The organism is Stenotrophomonas sp. NPDC078853 (genome assembly GCF_044901215.1).
In the GTDB taxonomy this organism is placed as follows: Bacteria; Pseudomonadota; Gammaproteobacteria; order Xanthomonadales; family Xanthomonadaceae; genus Stenotrophomonas; species Stenotrophomonas lacuserhaii.
The window spans coordinates 1-23544 of the sequence record NZ_JBJDOQ010000029.1 but is presented as its reverse complement, the minus strand read 5'-3'; the positions used below and the strand labels follow the sequence as shown (position 1 = coordinate 23544).

Annotated in this window: 19 protein-coding genes, 1 tRNA gene and 1 pseudogene; 2 read left to right on the top strand and 19 right to left on the bottom strand. The window is 60.1% G+C overall.

Features of this window, described 5'->3' with window-relative positions; translation table 11 throughout:
• Positions 1-605 precede the first annotated feature (605 nt).
• The 3 genes from ACI2JH_RS19320 to ACI2JH_RS19310 form a co-directional block, all read right to left on the bottom strand.
• A tRNA-Ile gene (locus ACI2JH_RS19320) sits at positions 606-708 on the bottom strand.
• Positions 709-800: 92 nt separating this feature from the next.
• On the bottom strand, positions 801-1352 hold the full coding sequence (locus ACI2JH_RS19315) for a 3'-5' exoribonuclease (protein ID WP_074058992.1): 552 nt from the start codon (positions 1350-1352) through the stop codon (positions 801-803).
• Positions 1353-1432: 80 nt separating this feature from the next.
• Positions 1433-2170 carry a hypothetical protein gene (locus ACI2JH_RS19310; protein ID WP_182338190.1) on the bottom strand — a complete coding sequence of 246 codons (738 nt, stop codon included), beginning with the start codon at positions 2168-2170 and terminating at the stop codon, positions 1433-1435.
• Between the two features lie 107 nt (positions 2171-2277).
• Between ACI2JH_RS19310 and ACI2JH_RS19305 the strand changes: the two genes are divergently transcribed.
• Entirely contained in the window at positions 2278-3198 is a 921-nt protein-coding gene (locus ACI2JH_RS19305; RefSeq protein ID WP_157825030.1) for a DNA-binding protein, read from the top strand.
• Between the two features lie 111 nt (positions 3199-3309).
• On the top strand, positions 3310-3444 hold the full coding sequence (locus ACI2JH_RS19300; RefSeq protein ID WP_260341978.1) for a hypothetical protein: 135 nt from the start codon (positions 3310-3312) through the stop codon (positions 3442-3444).
• Between the two features lie 248 nt (positions 3445-3692).
• Here the strand turns inward: ACI2JH_RS19300 and ACI2JH_RS19295 are convergent, their stop codons facing one another.
• From ACI2JH_RS19295 to ACI2JH_RS19220, 16 genes and pseudogenes are all read right to left on the bottom strand, one after another.
• Positions 3693-4562 carry an MBL fold metallo-hydrolase gene (locus ACI2JH_RS19295; protein WP_232767548.1) on the bottom strand — a complete coding sequence of 290 codons (870 nt, stop codon included), beginning with the start codon at positions 4560-4562 and terminating at the stop codon, positions 3693-3695.
• A 21-nt stretch (positions 4563-4583) separates the two neighbouring features.
• Positions 4584-4835 (bottom strand): annotated as a pseudogene (locus tag ACI2JH_RS19290) (transposase); the annotation flags it as partial.
• 184 nt (positions 4836-5019) lie between these two features.
• Entirely contained in the window at positions 5020-5700 is a 681-nt protein-coding gene (locus ACI2JH_RS19285) for a hypothetical protein (RefSeq protein WP_101098470.1), read from the bottom strand.
• Positions 5701-5735: 35 nt separating this feature from the next.
• Positions 5736-6473 carry a response regulator transcription factor gene (locus ACI2JH_RS19280; RefSeq protein ID WP_080341495.1) on the bottom strand — a complete coding sequence of 246 codons (738 nt, stop codon included), beginning with the start codon at positions 6471-6473 and terminating at the stop codon, positions 5736-5738.
• 1 nt (position 6474) lies between these two features.
• Positions 6475-8934, bottom strand: coding sequence for a heavy metal translocating P-type ATPase (locus tag ACI2JH_RS19275; RefSeq protein WP_102789636.1), 2460 nt, complete (start codon positions 8932-8934; stop codon positions 6475-6477).
• 78 nt (positions 8935-9012) lie between these two features.
• Positions 9013-12249, bottom strand: a complete 3237-nt coding sequence (locus ACI2JH_RS19270; protein ID WP_182338192.1) for an efflux RND transporter permease subunit — start codon at positions 12247-12249, stop codon at positions 9013-9015.
• 15 nt (positions 12250-12264) lie between these two features.
• Positions 12265-13518 carry an efflux RND transporter periplasmic adaptor subunit gene (locus ACI2JH_RS19265; RefSeq protein WP_102789638.1) on the bottom strand — a complete coding sequence of 418 codons (1254 nt, stop codon included), beginning with the start codon at positions 13516-13518 and terminating at the stop codon, positions 12265-12267.
• Positions 13515-14768, bottom strand: coding sequence for a TolC family protein (locus ACI2JH_RS19260; protein ID WP_182338194.1), 1254 nt, complete (start codon positions 14766-14768; stop codon positions 13515-13517). The genes ACI2JH_RS19265 and ACI2JH_RS19260 overlap by 4 nt, the downstream gene beginning before the upstream one ends.
• A 56-nt stretch (positions 14769-14824) precedes the next feature.
• Positions 14825-15172 (bottom strand): hypothetical protein, encoded by a 348-nt coding sequence (locus ACI2JH_RS19255; RefSeq protein ID WP_046272799.1) that lies wholly within the window; start codon positions 15170-15172, stop codon positions 14825-14827.
• A 108-nt stretch (positions 15173-15280) separates the two neighbouring features.
• Positions 15281-15652: a diacylglycerol kinase gene (locus ACI2JH_RS19250; protein WP_101098476.1), complete on the bottom strand. Its 372-nt coding sequence runs from the start codon at positions 15650-15652 to the stop codon at positions 15281-15283.
• A gap of 73 nt (positions 15653-15725) precedes the next feature.
• Complete coding sequence (locus tag ACI2JH_RS19245; RefSeq protein WP_284129285.1) at positions 15726-17441, bottom strand: phosphoethanolamine transferase; 1716 nt, start codon at positions 17439-17441, stop codon at positions 15726-15728.
• A 163-nt stretch (positions 17442-17604) separates the two neighbouring features.
• Positions 17605-19239: a glycosyltransferase family 39 protein gene (locus ACI2JH_RS19240; protein ID WP_167390411.1), complete on the bottom strand. Its 1635-nt coding sequence runs from the start codon at positions 19237-19239 to the stop codon at positions 17605-17607.
• A 614-nt stretch (positions 19240-19853) separates the two neighbouring features.
• Positions 19854-20105 carry a zinc-binding dehydrogenase gene (locus tag ACI2JH_RS19235; protein ID WP_350469485.1) on the bottom strand — a complete coding sequence of 84 codons (252 nt, stop codon included), beginning with the start codon at positions 20103-20105 and terminating at the stop codon, positions 19854-19856.
• Between the two features lie 12 nt (positions 20106-20117).
• On the bottom strand, positions 20118-20564 hold the full coding sequence (locus ACI2JH_RS19230) for an alcohol dehydrogenase catalytic domain-containing protein (protein ID WP_390330077.1): 447 nt from the start codon (positions 20562-20564) through the stop codon (positions 20118-20120).
• A 100-nt stretch (positions 20565-20664) separates the two neighbouring features.
• Positions 20665-21342, bottom strand: coding sequence for a DsbA family protein (locus ACI2JH_RS19225; protein WP_102789642.1), 678 nt, complete (start codon positions 21340-21342; stop codon positions 20665-20667).
• Between the two features lie 1330 nt (positions 21343-22672).
• Entirely contained in the window at positions 22673-22846 is a 174-nt protein-coding gene (locus ACI2JH_RS19220; protein ID WP_167390418.1) for a hypothetical protein, read from the bottom strand.
• Between the last annotated feature and the right edge of the window lie 698 nt (positions 22847-23544).

The window sequence follows — 23544 nt, the reverse complement described above, 5'->3', positions numbered from 1 at the left end:
CACCCCACCCGCCCGCCCGCCCCAGCCCCCGCGGACGCTGCGCAGATCAGGGCAGGGGACGTGCGAGCTCTCATAATTGCCAGTCTAGCCCTCTTGGGGCCGACTGGCATTGATCACGATCAAGCCATCGCGCGGACTCAGCGGTGGCATCCGCCGCAGCAGGGGGATGCGGCCGGGGCGGCTGGCGTGTCGGCCTCAGAAGGGAGCACGGCGGCGATCACATACCGGAATTGACCGAGGAGGAGAAGGATCGGCAGACCCGCGAGGGTTTGGCCGACGTCGACGCTGGACGGACGATCCCGCACTAGGAACTACTGCAATGGGTCAGGCGACTGTCGGAGCCTTCTTGTTGAGGGTTTCCGTTGGGTCAGGAGCGTGGAAACTCTTGAATCCAATATTCAAGAAGGGCACGCGTGCCTGAGCAGTACTTCCGCAATGCCTCTGTCACGCGACTTCTGGTTCGATCAAGCCTAGCTCTGTAATCCACGAACTGTTGACGTCGAGGGGTGTTTCCTCGTTGAATCATGGCGATAGAGCCGATTCGGCTGTTTTTCTCACGAATCCCTGCCGACCCTCAAGTAGAACCATTTTTCCGTCGTTGACGGTGGTGCCCCTGGTCGGAATCGAACCGACGTGTACGCGCTTATCTGGCGCGTGCTCTCACCGGGGTATAAGGCCGGCCCTCTGACCAACATGAGCAACAGGGGCGTGATCGATCGATGCGATCACGCCGGTATTCGAGGGTCGAGCTGGCTCAGGCGGTTCATGGGGCAAGCATACCGGGGATGGACGCTATGCCGCTATCCCCGGGCGCGGCGGTAGGAGTGGGCCCACGCCGGAGCAGAGATCCGGCCGGTCGCCACCAGCCAGGCCATCCGCAAGGCCTGCGCGTCCACCAACGCATGGTGGCGCCTGGCCCTATGTTCCGGATGGGCTGCGAACCAGTCCTCGACCAGCAGCCCAGGAAGGCCTTCCTTCGACATGCATGTCATGACCGGGGCCGGCCGGGGTCCGCATGCGGCAACCTGGTCATCGGGTAGCTCAAAACCATCCAGTGCATACCGCAGCAGCTGGAGATCGTTCGGGAAATCCGCCATCACCGCCAGCGCGTCGGTCTCGCTGAGGAAGGCGCGCAGCTCGGTAGTCAGGACGGCATCCGGCAGGGCTGCGTCGCCGCGGTCGAGCAGCGGGTAGACGCTCTGACGAACGAAGTCGGTGGGAGCCTCGGGCAGGCTGGCTCGCTCAGCGTAGAAAAGGCGGTCTCCACCTTCGTTCACCAGCGCCAGACTCACCAGCTCGCTGCCCGTTACATCGGCCCACTCGGTGTCCAAGAAGTAGTACGTGGTGGCCATGATTGAATGGTGCCACAGCTTCCCGGGGGGCCGAGCCTGGAAGTGCGGCCGAGGGTAGAATTCAGCGATCCATCAATCGGTTAGCGAAGATCTGGCCGTGCTCGTAACGATTCCCTGCCAGCCCTCGTCTTAGCCTGGTCCAGGTGGTAGACAAAACCGCCTTCGGGCAGGGCACGCAGATGCGCCAGGGTCGCTGCCGCCACCTCGCTGCGACGGCGACCGCCAGTGGAAAAGCCGAAGTAGAGCAGGGCGCGATCGCGCAGGCCTGCCAAGCCGGGGCCGCAGGTGGCCAGCAGCGCATGCAGCTCGAGCCGTGTGATCGCTGCCTTTTTGCGTGGGCGCTCCCCACGCTTATGCGCAGTCCGGCGGGCGCTGACCAGCAGCTGGCGCACCTCGACGCTGTCGAGGGGATTGGCCAAGTGCTGCAGCTGATGGACCTTGCTCAGCACCGAGACGCGGTGGGTGAGGGTGGCCAACCGCCACGGGCCAGGGCGGCTCTTCAACTTGGCCGCCACCAGCGCCTGGTCCAGCGCGGCCGGCAACTCCCAGCGCACACCCTCGGCGGTGTCGCGCGCCACGTGGTCGACGATGAATTGCACCACGGTTGCCGACGGCAGCGGCAGGCGTAGCGGCTGAGCGTAGCGGCCTTGGTACCAGCCGGCCCAGTAGCGCAGGGCGGTACGGTAACTGCGGGTGGTATTGGCGCTGTGCGCCGCCGCCAGGATCTGGTCAGCGGCGGTAGCGGCCTGCGCCGACAGCCGGGCCGGATCGGGCAGGGCGACACTCCGATCAACGGTAATGGAAGTGATGTTTTTCATATGTACTATGTACCTCTCACTACACGCTGGCGTCGATACATCCGATAATTCTACATTATCGGATGTACCGCTCGGATTCGTTCTTTTTCGCAGCTGGAGACATGTTTATGGCCCGGGGCCTCACTGAGCTGGACGTCCATCAGGCCGCCGACGACCTCATCGCCGGAGGCGATCGCCCCACGGTGGAACGCATCCGCGCCCACCTGGGCACCGGTTCACCCAATACCGTGACCCGTCACTTGGACAGCTGGTGGGCCAGCGTCGGCGCACGCCTGCGGCAGCGCGCCCGCGAGCAGGGCCGCCCGGACGTGCCGACGGAGGTGGACGCGTTGGCGCAGCGCTGCTGGGCCGCCGCCCTAGAGGCCGCCGCCGACCACGCGCAGGCCTTGGTGGTTGGCGAACGCGCCGATTTGCACGCGGCGCAGGCCGCCGTGGCCAGCCAGCAGGACGTGCTGGCGCATGAGCGCACCCAAGCGCTGGAGCGGCTGACTCAAGCCCAGCACGAGGCCCGTACGGCTGAGACCAGCGCCGCCGCCCTGCGCGAACAGTTGCGCCAGCTGCACGACGAGCGCGACGACCTGCGCCGCCAACGCGACGGCACTTCCACGCGCAACGAACTCCTGGAGGAACAGGTGGCCGCGCTGCGCGCCGAGCTGGCGCAGAAGGCCGACCAGCACACCGCCGAGCGCGATGAGCTGCTGGCGCATCTCCGCGCCACCGAAGACCGCGCACTGACCGAGGTGGACCGGGCACGCCAGGCGCTGCAGCAGCTCCAGCACAGCGTCACCGCGCAATCCCTTCAGCACCAGCGTGAGCTCAGCAACCTAAGCGCGGCCCGCCAGCAGGCTGAACAGACCACCGCCCAGGCACTGCGCGACCGGGACATCCAGAGCGCGCTGGCAAGCGCCTATGCCAGCCAGCTTGAGCGCTTGGGCGATCTGCCCGAGCAAGTGCGCGCTGCACTCACACCGCCGGCAGCGCCCGCGCGAACCAAGGCAAAACCGGTCCGCAAGGCGCGCTCGGGGTAGGCCGATGACCGGTGCGATTAGCTAGGCCAGCCCGATCATCCGCAAGCGGGGCAGGGTGCAGTCCTGCCCCGGATCCCACTCGCCGCAATAGACCCGTGAGGTACCTGATCCATGATGAGCAACGCCCAGGTGAACAGGATCCCCAGCGTCGAATTGCAGCTCTTCAAATGGATCACGCTGGTCGATGCCGTCGAGACTCCCGACTGCGTTGAGCTGGAGGGCGGCGCCCGGATCTGGATCAAGTAGGCATGCCATTCGCTGGCCGGCTTTAGCGATGATGTGCCAATACTCACGTTGAGCATTCAGCTCATCCCCTGCGTTAGAGGTCGCCGCTGGTCTACCGAATTTATCGAGATGTGCAGTAGCTTGATCCCGTGGCCGGCCTTATTTCTTCGAGCCGGCGCAAAATCAAAGCTATCGCCCTGCCCCATACGCAGAGGATCCATCCAGCTGCAGCGGCCAACGCTAACGCATCATCGCCAGAGGTGGCGGGGTCAAAACTTGAGCGTTTCACCATCTTCAGGAATCAAGACGCTGCCTTGGAGCGAATTTTCGATAACGTACTGCCGCAGGTCGGCGCGGGAGACAGTCGCGTGGTTCACGGCATCCATATGCACGGACACAATCTTCGCATTAGGGGCGAGCGTGTGCGCCCTAAGTGTATCCCCAGAACTCATGATGATCCCCGTATCAAAACCCGTGATGCGAGCATCGCCAGTGTTGAGGACGATAACATCCGGTTTATAGCGATTGATCGTATCCTGTACTTCATTCGTCCAGACGGTATCAGCAGCAAGGTAGATCGTTGGTGAACCAGCCTTTTCAAAGACCAAACCCATAACACTGCCAAGTCTCTTCGCCAGCGACTCAATCGCGTACATTGAATCCGAGCCGTGCTGAGTCACAGTGCGGGAGATAGCCACTCCGCCAAAAATTTCGCGCGGACGCAGGATCCGGACGTCTTTGAAACCCTTATCCCTCAGCAGCTTAGCGTCAACTTCGTTTTGGACGAATACGGGCATCTGCTTCGGAATCAGCGACTCAGCGGCGGGATCCCAATGATCCAAGTGGGTATGTGTCACAAGCACCGCATCCACTCCCTTGAGCACCTGACCGGTGTCGAAGGGAAGTTCGACGGTCGGGTTGCGCAATTCATTGCGATACGTTTCCGGGAAGCCTGGATAGGCGCCTTTAGAGGCCAGCATAGGGTCCACCAGCAATACGGTTTCGCCATACGTAATCTTAGCCGTGGCATTGCGTATCTGCTGGAACGACGTCGTCGCGCCCGAGACGCCTGCAGCATCTGCGTTGCTCTGGAGGCCTAGCGCCGAAAGCGTGCCAAGTGTAAGGGACAGCATTTTCATATGTCTTCTCTAATTGGAGTGATCGCGCTCCTCAGTCAGACGTTTCACCTCGGCCTTCAACCGACGCACCTCGGCTGAGTCCTTGGGCGTGGGCAACATCGACCCCTCTGGTGTGCCCGCCAAGGCCTCGCTCTTGGCCTTGCGGAGCCATTGGTAAAGGCTGTGGGATGAGACCCCCAGCCGCTTGGCAACCTCGGCTACAGCAAAGCCCCTTTGGGTAACCTGCTTGACCGCTTCGGCATTGAACTCATCCGTGTACTGCTTGCTCGCCATAGACACCTCTCTGGCTTCCATTGCTTATGGCTCTGAGATGTCTACGAAATCTTGGCCGGTCCAATGAGAACCTTTGTGCCCATGATAATTGGTCGCAGTTGATGAAAGCAGAAAAAAGGCTCAGGCGGCTAAACGGCCCTCACGAGAGCCATCCGTTACGCCGTCAGATGAGACGTACGTCTGGCTACTTTTTGCGTTTTATGGTTCTGCATCGGCCTTTCGCTGCCTTCTGCTTCCTACCCCCTGTCACCACATGCCTTGTAATCCACTGGGCAGCAGACGGTTCCGCGCTGAAGGTCCTAATGATCCTTTCAACTACAGTTGAATACCCCACCGTCGCACCTCTGAGCAGGTTGGTCCAGAACCGAGCAATGAGAAAAGACAGCACGCCACTCATAAGGACGGAGCCAAAGAACCAGAAATGACTAATGGGCGAGGTAACCTTCAGCCCCTTGGTAAACATATACGTCGCAAACATGCCTGCACCGGAATGCGCCAGCATTATCAACGACGTCGGCGAAGTGCGAACCCTGAAGACAACCGAGGTGGAAAGCGTTTCTACAGCCGACAGAAGAATCAGTAAAAGGCTTGCCGTTAATGCGGGGCACAGAAGCTGGCAACCAGACTGCTGCGTGTAAAGAAGGAATGGAGCCGCCAACAAGACCAGTGCCTCAAGGCACACGCTGGGATATCTCCTCAGGAACTGCCCCCAACTTCTTCGGGCTAATGCAAACATGTCCTGAATAAGGCTAGCCACCGTCATTGCGGCCATGCTGGATAGCGTGATACAGGCTGGGATCCAGAGCATCCTCTCCTCCGGTCCCGGCGCGAAAGGCTCCATAGCCACCACGCCCCAGGTGGCCATCGCAAGGAACGACACGATAGGCCATACAGCTTGGCTTACTTTTCGCATAGAGCTGCTACATCCGACGTGCAGGCTCTTCTTGGCGAGCCCGAAACGATCATCTCGGCCCCCAATCGATAGCCAAAGCGTGGCAGCGTATGTATCAACCTCTCGTCGAACCCCCCATCAACGCTTCGTCTGAGGGCGGACATATGAGATCGGAGCAGGTCCCGATCTGGCGGATCGTCCCCCCATAAAGCGTGCTCCAGCTCTTGGCGACTCACAGCCGAAGGGCTCGCCCGCATCAGAACTTGTAGCAACTTTCGGGATCCAGGGTAGAGCCGCAGCTGCCTTCCTTCCCTGGTCGCTATCAACGTTGCCAGATCGAGAGTAAGGCCACCGACTGTCAGCCGTCTGGTGGCCGGACGCCCTTGGGCGCGGTTCACTATCGCCTGAAGCCGGACTTCCAATTCCGGGATGTCAAATGGCTTGGTTACATAGTCATCCGCCCCAGAACGGAAGGCACGAATTTTATCGGACAGCTCCCGCCTCTCAGTAAGCATCAGAACTGGTACCGATACACCATGCTCAGACCGCAGCTTGCTGATCAGATCAGGGCCTTCGATACGCGGCAACGTCCAATCCAAGACGACTGCGTCATAGGTATTAGACACTGCAAGGTGCAGCCCTGTGACGCCGTCTCCCGCAGCATCGAGCTGATGCCCCCTGCACTCGAAATACTCGAAAATCGCCTTGGCAACCCGGAGATCACGGTCAATGACAAGAAGGCGCATGTCAGGACTGACGGTAGCCGAGAAGCCGAAGGGCATTGAACACCACCAGCAACGTCGAGCCCTCGTGCACGGCTACGGCGGGACCAATGCCAAGACCCATGATTGTGGCTGGAACGAGCAGTGCGACAACGCCAAGGCTGACATAGACGTTCTGACGGATCACCCCTCGGGTGCGACGACTGAGCTCCACAGCGAAGGCAACCTGTTTCAGGTCCTCGGACATGAGGGCAACATCAGCAGTCTCCAGCGCGACATCGGAAGAGGCCGCTCCCATCGCAATACCCACACTTGCACTGGCCATTGCAGGTGCGTCATTTACGCCGTCGCCCACCATCGCCACCCGCTCCGTCTCTTTTAATTGACGGATCGCCTTTACCTTATCGTCGGGCATGAGATTGCCCCATGCCTCGTCCAAACCGACGTCCCTTGCTACAGCTTGGGCAACAGTCTGATGGTCACCGGAGATCATGATCATCCGCTGGATGCCCAAGCTCCGTAACTTTTCCAATGCCTCACGTGCCTCTGGGCGCGGCGTGTCCATCAGCCCGATGATGCCCAGGTCCCGGTCGCCCAGGCGAACCGCCATGGTCGTTCTCCCAGCTTCGCGCAGTACATCGATAGCAGACTGCGCGTCAGTGGTGAGAGCTCCAATGCTACCGTTACCGAACATCTCTGCTTTTCCGATCCAGGCGCTGATGCCGTTCACTTTTGCCTGAACGCCGCTCCCCGCAAAGTTCGTAAGATCCGTCGCGCCCGTCACCTGGATGTCGCCCAGTCGAGCGCTCCCGTCGCGAACGATGGCTGCAGCTAACGGGTGGTCACTGAGGGCCTCTACGGCCACCGCAATTTGGAGCAACTCTTTCTCCGTTGCCCCCTGCATGACCTTGATATCGGTGATGCGCGGCTTGCCTTGGGTGAGCGTTCCGGTCTTGTCAAACGCGATGGCGCGGATCATTCCTAACTCTTCGAGCGGCGCTCCACCTTTGATGAGTACACCACCACGTGCGGCTCTTGCGATCCCCGCCAGAACAGCACTTGGCGTGGCTATGGCCAGTGCGCAGGGGCTCGCTGCTACCAAAACTGCCATAGCACGATAGAAGCTGTCACGGAATGGCTCATCAACCACAACCCAGGAGAAGAGAAGGAGTGCAGCCAGAATCAATACCGCAGGAACGAACACTCTCTCGAACTTGTCCGTAAAGCGCTGCGTGGGCGACTTCCTCGTCTCAGCCTCACTTACCATCTTGACGACGCGAGCGAGGGCGGATTCCCCTGATCTACGCGTGACTTCAACCTCCAAGGCGCCAGAGCCATTGATAGTGCCGGCGAAAACACGTGACTCCATTGCCACCGAATCAGACCGAACCCGTGCCAGGGCAGGGTCACTGACTGCCAGCTTATCGACCGGGATGCTTTCCCCGGTGACAGGGGCTTGGTCAACGCTGCTAGCCCCTTTGATAACGAATCCGTCCGCCGGCATCCGGTCATTGGGACGTACGACCACGACGTCTCCAGGTATCAAGGCTTCAACCCGGACTTCAACCACCCGTCCATCCCTCAGTACCTTGGCGGTCTCAGGGGCAAGCTTGGCGAGAGCTTCGATCGCACGCTTCGCCCGGCCCATCGCGTAATGTTCAAGGGCGTGACCGAGACTGAAGAGGAACAGAAGCAAAGCGCCTTCGGCCCATGCGCCGAGCGCGGCTGCGCCTGCCGCTGCAACCAGCATCAGCGTATCGATCTCAAAGCGCTTTAGCTTGATATTCCCGATCGCCTCGCCAAGCGTGAACCAGCCGCCAAAGACGTAGGCTGCTACGTAAAACGCTGTGGGAATCCAGGGCGTTTGGGTCAACCCAAGCTTTTCAATCGCAAATCCCACGATCAGGAGCAGGCCGCAAGCAAGTGAGAAGATCAGCTCACTATTGCCACCCAGGAGGCCCCCGTGGGAATGACCGGGGTCCTGTCCGTCCTTGTGATCGTGTCCTTCGCGCTGATCCTTCAAATCTCCCCTCGGACTCGGTGGCTCTTGCGCTACACCCAGCGCGTCAAGCTTCGCTCTCAGCTCCGCCTCGCCTGTCTTGGCTCTCTCGTACTCGATACTTATGCCGCCAGCTGGGCTGGTGGTGGCTTCAATGACGCCTGGTACGGCCTGCACTTGCGCCGCAATTGTCCTTGCCTTTCGTGCGTGAACGGCCGAACCAAGCTCCAAGAAAAGGTGGCCATACCGATCACCCAACTCAACGCCCATGGATGCCGCCACCTCTCGCACTCGCTGAAGCGAGACGATCTCGGGGTTGTAATGAATGCAGAGCATTCCGAGAGCTCCCTCGCCACCCTCGCACGCGTGCACGCGCGATACTCCGTTCATTTCCTCAAGGCCATCGACCAGCCTCTGCACGCAGCTGTCGTCGCGAGCGACGCCTGGGAGTAGTAGCGGCAGTTCGATTTCTGTGGTCAGGTTCATGTGTTCCCTCCAACGTCATAAGAATGGATCGGGAAGTCCGGCAGGCAGATGCGCTGCCGGACCCAAACATTCCATCAATCAGTGGGCAGTTTCCGGTTGCCCTTTGGGATCTGGCTTGGACAAACGGCCCGCAAATGTCGGCAGCACAAGCAGTGTGAGCACTGTGGCGGTCAACAGGCCGCCAATGACCACCGTCGCGAGAGGCTTCTGCACCTCAGCGCCAGACCCACTGGCAATGGCCATAGGAATGAAGCCGACGATCGCCACCAGCGCGGTGGTCACGACAGCGCGAATTCGGCTGCCGGCGCCGTTCATTGCCGCGATCAGTGGACTGTCACCAGCATCAAGCCTCTCTCTGATGGCTTGCATGAGCACCAATCCGTTCAGCGTCGCAACACCCGATACAGCGATGAATCCGACAGCGGCCGATACCGAGAACGGCATACCACGCACCAGCAATGCGAGAATTCCGCCAACTAGGGCAAGCGGGACGCAGGTGAACACCAAACCCGCCTCCTTTGCACTGCCCAATGCCATGAACAGGAGGCTGCCGATCAGCAGGAAGACAATCGGAACAACTGTCATGAGTCGCTTTTCAGCCCGCTGCAAGTTCTCGAACTGACCGCCCCACGTCATGTGCGCGCCCGGTGGAAGCTGTACGTCCTTCACCGCCGCCTGGGCCTCTCCCACAAACCCGCCCAAGTCACGACCGCGAACATTTGCCTGCACCACGACACGGCGGCTTCCGTTGTTTCGACTGATCTGGTTCGGCCCCTCGCTGATCTCGATGCGTGCGACAGAGGAGAGCGGGACGATGCCCCCAGTAGGCGTTGCAATCGGCAGCGATGCGAGCTGATCGGGGTCATTGCGTGCGTCGTCGCTGAGGCGAACAACAACATCGAACCGGCGGTCACCCTCGAAGATCTTGCCTGCCGCGGCGCCGCCAATACCGGTTGAAAGCGCGTCGCTTACGTCCGCCGCCGTGAGGCCATACTGCGCAGCTGCAAGATGATCGATCGCCACATTGAGGGTGGGTAGGCCGGAAATCTGCTCAACACGGACATCTGCCGAGCCCTGAACGTTTCTTAGCTTCAGCGCGATCTGGTCGGCAACAGCTTGCAGTTGCTCGAAGTTGTCGCCGTAGATCATGACGGCCAAGTCCGTACGTACACCTGAGATCAGCTCATTGAAGCGCAGCTCGATGGGCTGGCTGAATTCAAAGCTGTTGCCTATCTGCGAGGCGGCGATCTTTTCAAACCTCGCAATCAGATCCTCCTTGCTCAGGGAAGAGTCTGGCCACTCCTTTCTTGGCTTAAGTACGATCACACTGTCGGAGATGTTGGTCGGCATGGGGTCGATAGCTGCTTCTGCGGTACCGGTCCGCGAGAAGACCGTCACGACCTCTGGTTCAGCAGCAATAGCCTTCTCCAGCGCCAACTGCATAGCCAACGATTGCTCAAGCGACGTCGATGGCACACGCAATGCCTGCATGGCGAGGTTTCCCTCATCAAGGGTTGGCATGAACTCTCGACCCAGCATCGTAAAGCCGACCACGCCCATCCCGAGCATCAAAAGGGCGCTAGCGAACACTGCCTTGGGCCTACGAATCGCCGCTTGGATCGCCGGTTCAATACGGCCGCGCAGGACGCGGATGATTGCTGTCTCATGTTCTTCGTCCTGGTCGCCCTCGTGTCCCTCCTTATTCGCATGGAGCTTGGGTTCCCTGACCAGCAGGGCAGCCATCGCCGGTACGAAGGTAAAGGAGAAGATGAACGCGCCAACGAGGGCGAGCATGAAGGTGGCGGCCATCGGGTGGAAGGTCTTGCCTTCCACACCTTCCAACGTAAGGATCGGTGCGAAGACCAACAGGATGATCACCTGGCCGAACGCTGCAGGACGCGCCATCTTCCTCGCCGAGTCGGCGGCCACACGCAGTCGCTCCATTGCATTGAGGGGTCGGCCAAGTTCGGCACGCCTCTTCCCAAGCATCAGCAGGGTGGACTCGATCACAATTACCGCGCCATCTACAAGGATGCCGAAGTCCAGCGCTCCCAAGCTCATCAGGTTGCCGCTGATACCGAACTTGTTCATGCCGATAACAGCGAACAGGAACGACAGCGGAATAACCAAGGCGGTGATGGCTGCCGCACGCAGGTTGCCTAGCAGCAGGAACAGCACAACGACGACCAGCAGGGCACCTTCGGTTAGGTTCTTGGCGACAGTCTTGACAGTGGAGTTAACCAGCACACTACGGTCCAGCACTGGCTCTGCGAAGATCTCGGCGGGTAGGGATTCATTGACCTGTGCCAGACGCTCAGCAGCAGCTTGAGCGACGGTGCGGCTGTTGCCGCCAGCGATCATGAGTGCCGTGCCCAGTACTGCCTCATGACCGTTTCGGCTAGCTGCACCAAGCCGTGGGGCGCGCCCCATCCCGACCTCGGCAACATCGGCCACCCGGATCACCACGCCGTCCTTGGTGGCAACCGGCGACTGAGCCAGGTCGTCGGTCGTCAGGGCAAGGCCGTCGGCCCGAACGACCAGTCCTTCGCCCGCACGCTGGACGAAACCGGCACCAGCCTGGACGTTGGAGCGTTCCAGAGCTTGGACCAAATCGGCCAGACCCAGGTTGTATGCCGCCAGTCGAGCGCTGTCGGGGTAGATGCCGTATTCCTTGACGTAGCCACCTACGGTATCAACACCGGCCAGGCCGGGGCTGGAGCGCATCTGTGGTGCGATGATCCAGTCCTGGACAGTACGCAGGTACGTTGCGCGCTCCTGGGCGGTTCCAAGTCGATCGCCCTCTGGTGTCAGGTAAACCTCACCTTCTTGCCAGCCAGCCTGGCCGGGCTTGGCTAGCTTCTTGGGGTCAAATGGCTTGAAGTCCACCGTCCACATGAGAACCTCGCCCAGCCCGGTTGTAACCGGGGAGAGCATGGGGGACACGCCCTCGGGCAGATCTCCGGCAGCCTCCCGCATCCGCTCTGCCACCTGCTGGCGGGCGAAATAGATGTCGGTCTGATCAGTAAAGATCGCCGTGACCTGAGAGAAGCCATTGCGTGACAGGGAACGAGTGGTGTTCAGACCCGGGATTCCGGCCAAGGCCGTTTCCAGAGGATAGGTAACCTGGCGCTCAATCTGCTCCGGAGTAAGGGCAGGTGCGATGGTATTGATCTGAACTTGGCGGTTGGTGATATCTGGTACAGCATCGACTGGCAGCTTGCTCAGTTGGAACAAGCCAAAGCAGGCAATCAATGCAGCCAGAAACACCACGAGCCAGCGGAACTTGACCGCTGCTTCAATGATGATCTTGAACATGGTGTATGAGTTCCCTTAGTGGCCGTGCTCGGCTTCACCCTTGGCCAGTTCGGCCTTGAGCAGGAAGGCATTGGCGCCTACGAGGCGCTCACTACCCGTCAGGCCGCTAAGGATTTCGATTCGATTACCTGCACGACGGCCAGCGAGTACCGGCGTTGCCTTGAAACCACCCTCGACGGCAACGAAGACAACACTTCTGCCATCAACGCTTTGGACCGCATCTGCCGGCACGCTCATGCCTCCGGCGGCGCCATCGGCGATGATGACGGCCGAAACGGGGGAGCCGGCCGGTGGCAACTTCTCCGAAATTGGTTTGGCGCGAATGGTCGCAGTGCCGCCCTGCTGCATCACATTCGCAGCGGCGGCAATGACCTCAGCTTCGAAGCTTCCGCCCGGGCCAGTCACTTCCAGCTTCATTCCGGGCACCGCGAGAGTGGCCAGTGCTGGCGGTGCAGTGAATACGAGTTCATTCATGTCGGGATTGGAAACCTCCGCAACAAGCGTCCCAGCTGAGACGACGCCACCGGGCGTCACTTGGACGTTGCCAACCAAGCCAGCGACAGGACTCGAGATGGTCACCCGGCCGGAACTGTCCGGAGACCCGCTGGCCGCAACCTGCGCACGTGCAGCACTAGCGGCAGCATCCGCGGCCAAAGATCGCGCACGCGACGCCTCCAGCTCCTGGCGTGCCACTACGCCTTGCTCGACAAGGGATTTATCGCGGCCGTAGGCCAGGCGGATGGCTTCGGCCTCCGCCGCTGCGGCAGTAGCGGCGGCCTTGAACGTCGCGGCTTCTCCACTGACAACGATCACCAGGGGCTGGTTGCTCTTGACGGCCGTACCAGGTGCAACAAGCACGCGTTCAACGCGGCCGGTGACCGTTGATGCGATCGCAGCACGCCCCCCGATGGCCGGCTCGACGCGCCCAGCTAGGCGGGTCGATGCGCCACCGCCGCGCCCGACAGCCACCACGCCGATGCCAGAAGCCTTGATCTGGTCAGGGGTCAGCTTGACTACACCTTCCTCGGCCTCCTCTTCGCCGTGATCGCCATCGCCATCACCCTCACTGTGCGCCTCGGCGGAGCCCGGCTTAGCGTCAGCTGTGTGATCGTCGTGACCGTCATCCTTGCCAGCCGGCTTCTCTGCCTGGGCACCACTGGATTTAGCATCCTCCTGGGCACCGCCACTGCATGCGGTCAGCCCGCCGGTCATCAGCAAGGTAGCCAACAGCGTCGCTCCGATGAGCGTTTTGTTTCCGTACTTGTTCATTTTGCCTCCACAAACGGTGCGCGCCCTTCAAGGCGGGCGAGGTCGATTTCTGCTGCCACCCGGCTAAGACGGGCATCCACAGCACTGCCACGAGCAGCGATCAGGGTTGATCGCGTGCTACGCAGCTCCAATTGCGATATACGACCTGCCTCGAATCCGATGCGGGCCAGCCGATAGGCTTCGTCTGCAGCTTGTACGCTCTCATCTGCGGCCCGTGCGCGGCTGTTGGATGCTTTGAGACTCGCAACTGCCCCCAAGCGGGCTGCTTCACTGTCACTCTTCTGAGCAACCAGAACCGCTTCGGCAGCACGTTGTTCCGCGTAGGCGGCCTGGATCGCACCGCGGTTACGGTCAAATAGGGGGATCGAAAGGCTGATGCCCACGTTGTAGGCCTGGTCGCCTGCTTGGCGGAAGCGCGTCTGAGCCACGGACGCACTCAATTGTGGCAAGGCACGCTTGCGCTCGACATCTATAAGGCGACCGGAGGCCTCCGCTTCAGCCTGTGCAATGCGAACGGCAAGCGGGGGTGCCTCAATAGCGACTGGGTGAGAGGGCACGCGGTCAAGCAGGCTTTCACCGATGTCGGTCAGGGGACTGTCCACCAAGGACACCCCGGCCAGGCGCGCAAGCGCCGCATCCCGGTAGGCCTCGGCCTCATCCAGGCTTGCCTTCGCATTGGCGACCTCGCTCCGTGCCTGCACACCGCGCAGGTTGGGCTCACGGCCCTCGCTGACCATCGCAGCCACGGCCTTAGCGTCCTGTTCAATCAACGCCAATGCTTCGCTGGCCAGTTCATAACGGCGCAACGCAGCCTCTGCTTCGGCATATGTTGCCGCCAAGCGCCCGGCTGCGTCACTGCGCATCAGATCACCCCGTAAGCCTGCCGCGCCTGCCTCCGCACGCGCGGCGCGCACTCGGGCCCCTCGTTGACCCCAGATCTCCAATGGCTGGGAAAGCGTGACAATGCTGTCAGCGTTGGAAAAGCCTTTATAGGGTCCCGTGCCGTATGCATTTTCCGCTTCGATGGAGACCGTTGGATTGGGTAGTGCCCGAGCCTGTTGTACCCGCGCCTCGGCGGCCTCAGCCAGCGCGACGCCCTGGACGGTCGCAGGCATCTGGTCCAAGCGAGAAAGCAACGATTCGTAAGATGGTGCAGTTTGAGCAGCCACATGTCCGGTTGGCACCAACGCCAACAGAATAGCCACAGCCAACCCGGTCGCTGAAAGCGACCGGCCTGTCAAAATCGACATAAAAACTCCCGTAAATTATCTGAGCGAATGACCCGCAAGTGCGGGGCAGAGCCAGATCAGATACGGGGGGGGCGCATGGGACCGTCGAGTCGGAACGCGTAGACGTCCGCGTGCTTGGTACTGTGCAGCGAGATCCGGCCATCGGCGAAGAGATCATCGTGACCGGCAGTTGGCAGGCTTGCCGTTGAATGGTGGCAATGCCCATGGCCACAGGCATCGGCGCCAGACGAATCCTTGCCCTTGCCGGGGTCCTGGTCCGATTCGCCTGAGACGCCGTGCATGTCACCTACGGTGGCTGGAGCCTCCTGCGCGCATGCCAATGCCTCAGCCACGGGCACGACCACGAACACCGCCAGAAGCAGCAGCATCAGGTACATACGGATGGCGGGCAGAGAGCGACGCATGGGGGAAGGCTAGCAACCTCGTCTGGACGGATACAATTACATAGAAATACTACAGTTACGACACCGGACGCGCTGTCGGGTCCTGTTCAGGTTAGGGTGCCTAGAGGGTCAACCCAGCAGAACCAGGGCCCAAATGAGCGCCACGTTGCAAAGAGCCACGAACACAGCGCCCGAACCCATGTCTTTGGCGCGACCGGCCAGCTCATGGATCTCTGGGCCGTAGCGTTCGATAACCGCTTCGATGGCGGAGTTCAGCAGCTCCAAGGCCAGCACAGCCAGCACGCTCCCCATTAGAAGTGCTCGCTCTACCGCTGAGTGGCCCAGCAGAATCGCTGCCGGTAGTGCCACCACGGCCGCGACAACCTCGAGTCGAAACGAGGATTCATGCAGCCAAGCTGATCGTAGTCCTTGGAGGGACCAGCGGAGCGCCTTGAAGACGCGGGCAATGCTCCGCGGACGATGACCGTACATATCTGCCACTGCGTTGCTTCCTTAATTTAGGACCCCAAGAGCCGCTGCTGGGCGCTTCCAGCAGCGTGCTCGTTGTCGCCCGTTATGGGGTGGACCCGGAGTTGATGGAACAACCGGAGAAAAGATTCAGGCTTTCGTCCAACGACTTCGTCCGGACCTGCATGAGGCCGAGTACAGAATGGAAGAGGTTGTCGTGGCTGGCCGGCCGCTTTGATCGGTCCCGGACACATTGAAGGTCCAGGTTGTTGCTGCTCTTCATGCCCTCGGACATCCACATGACCATGGGCACTTTGATCTGAGTGTCGGGAGCAATGGCATAGGGGAGACCGTGGAGATAGACGTTCGCCTCGCCCAGTGACTCACCGTGGTCGGATACGTAGATCAATCCAGTGTCATGGCTTTGATCCTGCTCAAGCATGCGGATGGCCTTTCCTAAGAAGTCATCTGTTGCAAGAACTGCGTTGTCATACGCATTGACGATCTGCTGGCGTGTGCACTTGCCCAGATCTGCATTGCGGCAGTCAGGCGTGAACCTCCTCAGAACCTCGGGATATCGCTTGTAGTAGCTCGGCCCGTGGTTCCCCAGCTGATGCAGAACGACCACAACATCACCCGGATTGTCATCGATCGCGTCATGCAATCCCCGCAACATGATCTCATCGCGGCACGCTTGGTCATCGCACAACCCATCCTTGATAGGCACGCGGAAGGACTCAAACGCCAGGTCCGCGCAAACCCCCTTACAACCTGTCTGGTTGTCCCGCCATAACGTCTTGATGCCAGCTCGCTCAAGCACATGAAGCAGCGACTCTGAGCCCCTGATCTTGTCTCGATCGTAGTCTCGCCTTCCATACACCGAGAACATACAAGGCACGGAAACTTCAGTATTTGACCCGCAGGCAGTCACGTCCGAGAAGTTGACAACGTCCGATGCCGCCAGCTGTGGCGTTGTCTGCCGGCTATATCCATTCAGTCCCCAGTTCTGCGCGCGAACCGTCTCGCCTACGACTATGACCAGAAAGTGTGGCTTCGCACCTGGTGGATGGGGCTTCATTCTGGCGTCCGGACCGACCACCTGAATCGGACCCCGTTCGGCTCGCGTCTGTTCTCGGACAACCTTGGCAATGGAAGCAAGATAGTTTCCGGGTGTTGCCAAGTACCTGACTGGCTTGTGGTTACGCATGAGCGAGGACAGGTTGTCGAACGAGGCGAAGGCCGCGCCAGTTATGACCACGACAGAAACGCCGAGCAGAAGGACTCTAGCAAGTACGGCGCTCGCCAGACTGGAGGGACGCCGGATCCGAACCGTACATGCCACGACGGCTGGAAACACGCCTTTCATCAACACCGCAAGGAAGAATCCCCAGGTCAGCAGCTCGCCAGCCTCTGCGCTGTCAGTCTTCAGCACGTTTCGCACCATGCTTGCATCGAAGTAGACGCTGTAATTGTCTGAGTTGTAGGCGGCAGCAGCGGACACGACAAGAAGCAAGGAAACGACGGGCTTTACCGTCCATCGAGTGCACAACAACCCAAGAAAGAGTACGTTCAAGGAGGTAAGAATCGCTGCCGTTGACAAGAGAAGCAGCGCACGGGCCGCTCCATCAACACCACTCTTGGCGATGACCTCTGCAAAGAAGGCGTTGTTGAGGAACAACGTGAAGTACAACGCCACAACGATGATCAGAGTACTGATCCCCAGCTGAGGTCCCCTGACATGCCTCCCAAGCCGACCGAGTGGATCTGAGACAGCTCGGCCTTGCCGATCACTCCGGCTGAAGCATTTTTTCAAGTAGTCCATTTGTTTTTCCGTTTGATGGACCCGCAGACGCGCTCATGGCGAGTACGCCGGCGCTGTGCAAACCGAAGTCGCTGTGCTCGCGGGTCTACTTAAGGGGCGCTCAGAGGGGCAGTACAGGTGCAAAGGACCTGACGCCCTCGACACTCGGAAGCGGCGGCGAGGTCTAGCGAATTGAGGTTTCGCATGTCGATAGAGCTCCAGCCGGAATGAGCCACCAGGTTCTTCGATTGGCTACTCCAAACTGCAAGGATGGATCCGGCCTTCGATCACCGCAGTTCTCTAGCACCGACCCCTCAATGAGCAGCCAACGCACGTCCTGGCGCTCCTGCTGCCAACTCAATGCCGTGGCAAGCTGCTGCCTAGCAGGCCGATTGAAGCCGAACTCCGCCGTGGCTGATTGCGACATGAGCAATTGCTGCTCGCGCCAACCGACCAGTCCCAGTTGCGCCGAAGGTCCGATGCGTGTGCTCACCTGTTCCATGAGCCCCCGGGATGAGCTTGCCTCGTTCAGGACGCTGGGACCCGCAAACCCGTAGACGACCCAAAAACCACTCATCCCCGTGAGCAGCCCCTTCCAGGCGCTGCCTGAAAGTGAGAGAGCCGCACCAACCAGCAAGGGCAACGAGGCGAGGAGGACCAGGATGGCGATCGAGTGCGAGTCCTCACTAGAGCCACGCTCAGTGAGAAGCTTCACTTCGAACCGAGGGTTGGAAGCGAGCATCCATATCCCCAAGGTCGCCGTTGCCGTACCCAGGAGCGAGACAAACGCGGTCGCCAATCTTCGTACTCCGACTCTTCCGACAATGTCTGGAAGAGACGCAGCGAGCGCCAAGCACAGCATCGGCAGGCCGGGGAGGATGTACATGTCTCGCTTTCCTGCAGGAACTGAAAAGAACAGTACGATCAGGGCGAGGCTGCCGACCGGAAGCCATAGACGTTCGTCAAAGCGACAAAGCCCTTTGTAGAGGCTTGGCCCCGCCCAGGGAAGAAGGGCGATCGTTGGCAACCACGACGTAGCTATAACTACGAGGAAGTACCACGGTGCCTGGAAGTGATGCCATGAGTTTCCGTAACGCTGGATCGTCTGGCGGAACAGGATGTTACGCGCGTACTCAAGGTTCTCTTGGGTGGGGTGGATCCATACAGCGATCAGCATCGGAATGAGCCAGATGCCAATCGCGACCAACAAGGCCAGGGGTCCCAGCCACGCGCGTCGATCACCTATCCAAGAAGCACTCATCTTCCTGGAAAACGTCAGCGCCAGGGCTGGAACCAGCATGAAGAGTGCAATCACTCCCACGCCCTTGGTGATCACTCCCAACCCGGCCGCAAACCACGCCACGGTCCACATCCGCCAATCCGGACCGCGAACAATGTGCCGAATGAGGCCGTAGTGGGCCAAGGTGACCCATGCAAGCAGCAGGGGATCGATCTGCGCGCGCTTCATCTGCAGAGTGAACTGCACGGCGAGGAGTAGCGCCCAACCTGCGTAGATCCCGGCCTGCTTGGACCACAAGCGCCGTCCTAGGTCGTAGGTCATCCACACACATGCGATACCTGACAGCACCGAGGGAAGCAGGAAGGCAATCCTGAGATTTCCGGTCAGCTGCAGCAGGGCAGCCTGGATCCACATGAAGAGCGGAGGCTTGTCTGCGTACAGCTCTCCACCGCGGCGTGGGAACAGCCAGTTTCCGCTGTCCACCATTTGGGAGGCAACCAAGGCGAATCTCGGCTCATCGGCAGGCCAAGGGTCGCGCAGGCCCAGGCCCGCACCGAGGACCACCGTAGCGGTTGCCATCAGCAGTGCCGCTTGACCGCGCGGAGTTCGGAGGTAGGTAGATATTGAGAGGGGCATTCAAGCCGCCTTCTTAGAGGCGGCACGGTGCCGTTCGGCGACTGCGCGAGCAGGCACGCGTCGGCCGGACGCACAAAGCGCCCAGAAACAAGATGTGATCATGGAAAGATCCGCTAAGGGTGATCGCAGAAGGACGAACAGGCGCCTAGCGCCTGGGTCGCGATCAAGCCCTGGGAGGTCTAATCAGCCTGTCGGGGGTGTGGGGCGCCACGGGCCGCTCGTAGAACACGTGCCCACCCTCATCCAGTGGCGCCTCGCCCGGCGCAAATCCGTTAGACGCCACGAATGCACTGCTGTGATGGCAATGACCATGACCACAGGCTGGGTGTGCCTTGTCGGAGTGCCTCTCGCCTGGCCCTGCTACTTCCTGATGGGACTGCTCTTCAGAGAAACAGACCGAAGCATCGACGACAGGCACTATTACCAGCACTGCAAGTAGCAGTGCCAAGGCGTAGCGCTTGGCGTGGATGGCAAGGGAAGTCACGTGCTGCTTCGACCCATACGGACGTGGCCGGGAAGATACCTTGCATCATAGTTCTCAGCAAGCTGAGGCTTGTTCATGTTCTGCCCGGGCCCGGGCGGGTGGAGCGGGAGCGGCCGAGCACCTTGCCACCAACTGGATCCAAGGCCAGGTCTGCACCTTTCCCGCCGGTGCCTCTCAGCACGCTTGCACGCAGATCATCTTCGGCCAGATCCACAACAACCTCAGCACCAGACCACTTCGCTCGTTCAACCTCGGCGGCCGAGGAAACGACGGCACTCGGCATGGCTCCCAGCGCTCTGCTCATCTGGATCAGTGCGTGTCCCACGGACCCGGACGCTCAAGAGATCAGCACTGTCTGCCCGTCCTTCACCTGTCCAATGCGGGTCAAAGCCTGGTAGGCGGTGACGTAGTTGATGGGAAAGGCGGCCCCCTGATCCAGGGTGATGGAATCAGGAAGGCGGATGATGCGCTTGTCCTGCACCAATGCCCACTGCTGCTGCAGGCCATCCTCAGTAACGCCGAGTGCGGCACCGCCGTAGATGGCCACGCGTGTTCCTGGCTCAAAAGCGCCGCTGTGTTCAACAATACCGGCACCGTCATTAGTCAGCACCAATGGTGCGCGTGCGTGCTCGACAATACCCGCGAGGACCTGGCTTGAAAGTGGGTTAACGGTAGCAGCGTGCATGCGAACCAACGTGTAGCCCTCACGTGGCGACGGTACTGGCCGTTGTTCAATGTGCATGGTGGGCGCAGGGCCGAATGAACTGGCTACGACTGATTTCATAAGTACTCCTGTTGGCGAATGCCGTGTAGACGGCGCCGCTGTGAGAGAGGGCTGGGCAGTGGAGACAGGGGCACCGAAGTGCTCGATATCAGCTATCGATCTATGCAGGCATTTGCCGCATCACGGCGATGGCTTCGAGAACGGCATCCGCTCCCTGATAGAGGACTTCAGAGCTCACCGGCTGCAGCTGGCCAGCAGTCTGGAGATACAGCTTTAGAACGCCCCGGACCTGTTCACTCTCCATCATGCGCTGAGTTTCATCGATGCGTTCGCAAGCCAAAAGGGCCAGCGCATCGTCAGCGTTGAGCTGCTCGGCAAACACCACTGGGTCAGAAGCGTATCCATGCCGCTCAAGGAAGCCGGACGTGATGGCCGCAGCGACCCTCGCGCTGCTGGTCTCCCGGCCGTCGATGTACCGCTGCCGCTGGAAGTGGTGGAGCAGCGGTAGCTCCAGGCGTCTGTCGAGGCCGCGCGCCAAGGTCAGTGCACGGGTCATCGGACCCGAATCGAAGCTGCCATGCGGACCGAGCAACACCTGCTGACGGTACGCCTCGCTGAATACCTGCCCGGTCAGTGCTTCAATCCTCTGATCGTTAGACCACGCGTACTCTGCCCATTCCCGATTCTGCGGGCGAGCACCACGGCCTGTGAATAGACCGCTTGGCAATAACATCAGTTCGATAGAGGAGTCGTTAGTCAGCGCGTCGAGCGCCGGAGCGGCGGCGTAGCACAACCCGCACCACGGGTCGAATAGATAAAGCAGCGTTTTTTGCAGCATGAGAGAAAGGGGAGGGGAGGGATCAAGCCCTACCATATTGGATCTAAATCGGAACATATACCCCGCATTAACGACAGACTGTCAACCAGAACGAACATGTTTGCGTGTTTTACGACGTCCAAGGTACTCCCAGTCTCGCCCCCCCTTTGTTTTTGCTTCAGGCCGGCGAAGCGCCTAGACAGGACCGACCCGATGTAATTGGAAGAAGTCAGGGCATGGTGCACCGTGCAGGCATCGCACACCGGTATACGGCGGCCTGATTCTTCGCACGCAGGCAAAATAATCCCGCCATGAGAATCGTCTACGCCACCTCGCGGGATCTGATTGGCTCGCGGGAGCGGACCGGTGCTGTATATGCAGCCGCCACGCTGGCCGTTCCTGGGTGCAGCTGGTGATTGCGCCGGCGCGAATTAACTTGGGCTCGCTGCGGGTTGACCGCAGAAGGCCCAAATCTGGGCGTCATCTTCGGTGGCGGCGCTATCGCCAGAGAGCGGTTGATGGGCACCCGTGCCACCGCAGCCTTGAGGTGCAAACGTGGATCGTTGGGTGGCCAAGTTATGGGCACCGCGTAAGCAGAGGTCTGATGGCGGCGGCCGTTAACATAAGCTACGTTATGCGAAGTAACGCATTGATCTTAAAAGCGTTTCCCTGCCTTGGCCGATCCTACTCCAGCAAAGAGACGTCATCAAGCAGGCCTGAAGAAGCAGGGTTATCCTCGAACCCTCAGCTGCTTTCTCCATATGCATGGGGGACACGTCGCGATTCCGGGTTAGCTGGCAGTTGAGTTCCCGCGAGCCTACCAGCGTGCGTCATCGCTCCAGGAGGAAAAATCTTGCTTCGCCGCCTCCAGCACGAGCGCTGGATGTAGGGCAAGAGCCTCTGCTGGACTGCCTCCGCACAATCGAGCATGCGGAGCGATCAGCCATTCGATTTCCTCCCAACCTGACGTCGGGCCGCCGGCTGAAACGCCATATGGGCCACGCAGTAGCGACAGTACCTCCGAGAGCACTGGCAAAGGCATCCCAGTAGAGTCCAGCTGCCATGGAGGAAAGAGAAACAGCTTCAGTTCCCCAATCCACACGCCCAGAACGCTCCCAGATTGCAGGCACTGCGTCAGGGTGCGGCCCTGGACGGCACTCGGGCTCAGTATCGCTTCGAACGCCGCCATATCGAGCCAATCCCGCGCGGCGTTCGATCTGGCCTGAGCGAAGGCAGATGTTTCCGAAGGTATATGCCCGCGCATAGAATGCCTGCCTGGTAAATGAACAGCTCCCACAAGGATGCCACACGCTCTACTAAGGCAACCTGTGGGGGAAACGTCGCTTGAACGTCAGGCATCCAGCGGTTTGCCGCAACAAGGGCATTTCCCTCCTGCCAGTTCTCGATCGTATGCTGCGTTTTGGCGGTTGGCCAGCCAGACTGCTGCCACGGTAATGGAAACAACAAGCGCCACCAAGACGCCTGCGACGATGCTCATCTGTTGCAAGGTAGACAGGGAATTCATTGCATTGCCCACTAGGAAGACCAAGACGATGTCGCACTACAATTTTAGCCCCCAAATCGGAAGAACTTGCAGGAAATTTATCCGGAAAGGCACCCGATCTAACGTAGGCTGAGGGCTCTATGGCTGAACTCTGCGGGCGATATGGCTGCATCTGAAAGCTGGCCCACAGCAAGGCAGCTACTTGGAGGTCCTGCGACCAACGAGCTCCAGAAGAATTCGGGGCAAGTAATGCGTAGTTCCGCCAAATTAGGGGCGGCTTGTCCGAAGACTCGCGGAAAGATGGGCGGGTTTCCGGAGCAGAATGGGGCAGTTTCAGCTGTGAAAGGGGCAACTTGTCCGCGTCAGACAGCTGCATTTGAACCCGGCGCACCCAGGCGATCAAAGGGCGGAACTTTGTTCATCCAGACAACTAACACCCAGAAATATCTGCGATGGCTTACGGCGGTCCAACAATGTCTGCCTCGCGAACCAGAATCTCTACCTCAACGGGGCAGAATTGTCTGATGACGAACAGTCGGCAAGGCAGATGGCACTGGATTTCATTGTGGCAAAGGCATTCCGGGGTGGCGAACCAGGCGATGGCAGATATCCTATTGCGCATAATGTATATTATGTTCTGGAAGGTCCGCACGTGGCTGTCTCATCTGATGAGACAGACTCGTATGCCCCCGTTGTACCGGAGGCAGTATGCGTGATCG

Coding starts and splice junctions, on each gene's coding strand:
- ACI2JH_RS19230 (WP_390330077.1), bottom strand. CDS start 20,564: ATGAAATCAGTCGTAGCCAGTTCATTCGGCCCTGCGCCCACCATGCAC.
- ACI2JH_RS19275 (WP_102789636.1), bottom strand. CDS start 8,934: ATGAACCTGACCACAGAAATCGAACTGCCGCTACTACTCCCAGGCGTC.
- ACI2JH_RS19280 (WP_080341495.1), bottom strand. CDS start 6,473: ATGCGCCTTCTTGTCATTGACCGTGATCTCCGGGTTGCCAAGGCGATT.
- ACI2JH_RS19245 (WP_284129285.1), bottom strand. CDS start 17,441: ATGGACTACTTGAAAAAATGCTTCAGCCGGAGTGATCGGCAAGGCCGA.
- ACI2JH_RS19225 (WP_102789642.1), bottom strand. CDS start 21,342: ATGCTGCAAAAAACGCTGCTTTATCTATTCGACCCGTGGTGCGGGTTG.
- ACI2JH_RS19310 (WP_182338190.1), bottom strand. CDS start 2,170: ATGAAAAACATCACTTCCATTACCGTTGATCGGAGTGTCGCCCTGCCC.
- ACI2JH_RS19240 (WP_167390411.1), bottom strand. CDS start 19,239: ATGGCAACCGCTACGGTGGTCCTCGGTGCGGGCCTGGGCCTGCGCGAC.
- ACI2JH_RS19295 (WP_232767548.1), bottom strand. CDS start 4,562: ATGAAAATGCTGTCCCTTACACTTGGCACGCTTTCGGCGCTAGGCCTC.
- ACI2JH_RS19220 (WP_167390418.1), bottom strand. CDS start 22,846: ATGAATTCCCTGTCTACCTTGCAACAGATGAGCATCGTCGCAGGCGTC.
- ACI2JH_RS19270 (WP_182338192.1), bottom strand. CDS start 12,249: ATGTTCAAGATCATCATTGAAGCAGCGGTCAAGTTCCGCTGGCTCGTG.
- ACI2JH_RS19265 (WP_102789638.1), bottom strand. CDS start 13,518: ATGAACAAGTACGGAAACAAAACGCTCATCGGAGCGACGCTGTTGGCT.
- ACI2JH_RS19300 (WP_260341978.1), top strand. CDS start 3,310: ATGATGAGCAACGCCCAGGTGAACAGGATCCCCAGCGTCGAATTGCAG.
- ACI2JH_RS19315 (WP_074058992.1), bottom strand. CDS start 1,352: ATGGCCACCACGTACTACTTCTTGGACACCGAGTGGGCCGATGTAACG.
- ACI2JH_RS19260 (WP_182338194.1), bottom strand. CDS start 14,768: ATGTCGATTTTGACAGGCCGGTCGCTTTCAGCGACCGGGTTGGCTGTG.
- ACI2JH_RS19255 (WP_046272799.1), bottom strand. CDS start 15,172: ATGCGTCGCTCTCTGCCCGCCATCCGTATGTACCTGATGCTGCTGCTT.
- ACI2JH_RS19285 (WP_101098470.1), bottom strand. CDS start 5,700: ATGGCCACCTGGGGCGTGGTGGCTATGGAGCCTTTCGCGCCGGGACCG.
- ACI2JH_RS19305 (WP_157825030.1), top strand. CDS start 2,278: ATGGCCCGGGGCCTCACTGAGCTGGACGTCCATCAGGCCGCCGACGAC.